At 72.7% G+C, this 3,016-nt stretch carries 2 protein-coding genes; both read right to left on the bottom strand.

The window, feature by feature from the left end; all coding sequences use genetic code 11:
* On the bottom strand, nt 1-383 hold a 383-nt coding region (locus tag G9H72_RS20650; RefSeq protein WP_331272475.1), incomplete at its 3' end, for an ABC transporter ATP-binding protein.
* A gap of 147 nt (nt 384-530) precedes the next feature.
* Nucleotides 531-3,016 (bottom strand): ABC transporter permease (locus G9H72_RS20645; protein WP_166174727.1); only part of this gene is annotated, 2,486 nt, incomplete at its 5' end.

The following is a 3,016-nucleotide window of genomic DNA, read 5'->3' as shown; positions in this document are numbered from 1 at the left end:
CAGGCCTTGTCCGGCTTGCGGCCGGCGATGTCCATCGGCAGCGTGATGTTCTCCAGCGCCGTCAGGGTCGGCAGCAGGTTGAACGACTGGAAGATGAAGCCGATCTTGTCCCGCCGCAGCCTCGTCAGCGCCTTGTCGTTCAGGCCGGTCAGCTCCACGTCCCCGATGTGCACGGTCCCGGCGGAGGCCGTGTCCAGGCCGGCGGCGCAGTGCATGAGCGTGGACTTGCCCGACCCCGACGGCCCCATGATCGCCGTGAACTCACCGCGGCCGAAGGACACCGAGACGGCGTCCAGTGCGACGACACGCGTGTCGCCGCCGCCGTAGACCTTCGACAGGCCGACGGTGCGGGCCGCGACGGTCGAGTCGACAGCAGTGGTCACTTCGGGCTCCAGGGTCGAGTCGGGATGCAGGTGGTCAGGGACGTCCGGCTGTGACGCTAGGCCCACCCGGTGACGGTCCGCCTCGTCCTTGGGACGGGTCGGCCCTCCTCCCTACGGGGGAGGAGGGCCTGACCGGTCCCCGGGTCCCTACTCCGCGGTGACCGCCTGCAGCACGTCCATCCGCGCGGCCCGCCGGGCCGGCCACAACGCGGCCAGGACGCCCACGCCCGCCGCGGCGACCAGGAACACGGCCAGCTGCACGACCGGCACCGCCAGCTGGGAGATGCCGTCGTCGGCGAGGGCCTGCTGCAGCGAGGTGCCGAAGGCGAGCCCCAGGACGATGCCGAGCAGCGAGCCGAGGATCGCGATGATGACCGACTCGGTACGCACCATCCGGCGCAGCTGCCTGCGGCTCATCCCCACCGCCCGCAGCAGGCCGATCTCCCGGGTCCGCTCGGTCACGGACAGCGCGAGCGTGTTGACGATGCCGAGCACCGCGATGACCAGCGCCAGCGCGAGCAGCGCATAGATCATGTAGAGCAGCAGGTTGATCTGCTCGCGGTTCTCGTCCTTGAACTCCTCCCGGTCGTACACGTTGAGGTTCGGGAACGCCGCGGTGGCCGCGTCGAGCCGCGGGCCGACCTCGTCGACCGATGCTCCGGGAGCGACGGTCAGGTAGAGGAAGCTGTCGCTGCCGGTGCCGCCCAACCGCTCCCAGGTGGCCATCGGGATCGACCACTGGCTGAGGAACTCCGCGTCCTCCAGGATCGCGCCGACCCGCAGGGACGCGCTCTGCCCCGAGGGCAGGAGGACCTCGACGGAGTCGCCGACGCGCACGCCGGCCCGCTCGGCGGCCGGCTGCGTACCCACGATCTCCCCGCGGGACAGCGCGTCGAGCTCGCCGCTCACGAGCGTCACCCGCAGCGAGTCGGTGAAGGCCTCCGCGTCGAGCCCGGACACGAACGTGCCTTCCCCGTTCACCTGGGCGTTGCTGTAGCGCTCGCGCACGACCCGCTCGACCCCCTCGACGCCGCTCATCGCGGCCGCGACCTCCGAGGAGAAGGCGCCGTCCGTGTTCTGGTACGCGATGAAGTCCGCCCGGAGCCCGCGGTCCACGAGCCGGTCGATGGACGCGTTCGCCGACGAGGCCAGGACCCCGAACGACGTCACCAAAGTGAGCCCGATCATCAGCGCCGAGGCCGTGGCCGCGGTCCGCCGCGGGTTGCGCCGGGTGTTCTCGACGCTGAGCCGGCCGACCGCGCCCCGCCGCGCTGCCGGCACGCCGAGCAGGCGGAGCAGCGGGCCGCTCACGACGGGTGCGAGGGCGATCATGCCGACGAGCGCCACGAGGGCGCCGAGGCCGACGAGCGAGGCCGCGTTGCCGGCGTCGTCGGAGAGCGCGCCGGAGACCAGGGCGAGGACGCCGGCCGCGGTGAGCAGAGTGCCGACGACGGAGCGCACGCGCAGCGAGGTCGAGCCCAGCGCCACACCGTCGCGCAGCGCCGCCACGGGCGCGACCCGCGCCGCGCGGCGGGCCGGCACCAGCGAGGCCACCAGCGTGACGACCACGCCGAGCACCACGGCGGTCACGACCGTGCGCGGCGCCAGCACGAGCCCCCCGCCGATCTCGAGGCCGATCGCGCCGAAGAGCGCGGCGAGCAGGGAGGCGATGCCTGCACCGACCGCCAGGCCGAGCACGGAGCCGACCAGGCCGACCACCGCGGCCTCCAGCAGCACCGAACGGGTCACCTGCCCGCGGCTCGCGCCGATGGCTCGCAGCATCGCCAGCTCGCGGGTGCGCTGGGCGACGATCATCGAGAAGGTGTTGAAGATGATGAACGAGCCGACGAAGAGGGCCACCCCCGCGAAGGCGAGCAGCAGGTAGTTGAGGAAGCCGAGCGCCTCCTCGATGCCGGACGCGGTCTCCTCCGCCTGCTCCTCGCGGGTGCGCACCGTGTAGTCGCTGCCTACCGCCTGTGCCACCCGGTCACGCAGCTGCTCGTCGGTCACGTCGTCGCCGTGGTACACCGCCACCGCGCTGTAGGCGTCCTTGCCGAGCAGCAGCTCCTTGGCCGTGGGGTCGTCGAAGGCGGCGATCGTCGCGCCGCCGAGGCTGCCGTTGGAGCTGTAGCTGGCGATGCCCACGACCGTCATCTCGCGCTGCGGGCCCTGGGGGAGGACCAGCCCGATGCGCGACCCGATGGTCAGGTCGCCCTTGTCCGCTGCGTACGAGTCGACGACGACCTCGCCGTCCCCCTGCGGCGCCCGGCCCTCCACGAGCTTCGCGCTCGACCCTTCGGCGGTGTACCAGATCACGCCGGCCCCGGGCGGCCCCGCGCTCCCGATCACCTCGCCCTCCGCGTCGAGCATGCGCACGCCCTCGACCCAGAGGTCGCCGTACGCCTCCCGGACGCCGGGGACGGCGCGCACCTGCTCGACCAGCTCGGGAGGCAGCGTGCGCGCACCGGCGCCGGTGTCGGCCCCCTCGAAGGCCGCCGTGGGCGAGACCGTTACGTCCGCGCTGGTCTCGGTGAAGATGTCGTCGAACGTCTTGCGCAGGGTGTCGGTGAACATGAACGAGCCGGCCACGAACGCGGTGCCGAGCACGACGGCGACCGCGGAGAGGGCGAGGC

The sequence above is a fragment of the Motilibacter aurantiacus genome, assembly GCF_011250645.1.
In the GTDB taxonomy this organism is placed as follows: domain Bacteria; phylum Actinomycetota; class Actinomycetes; order Motilibacterales; family Motilibacteraceae; genus Motilibacter_A; species Motilibacter_A aurantiacus.
Note: the sequence above shows the minus strand (reverse complement) of the source record. Positions and strands in the feature narration are given on the sequence as shown.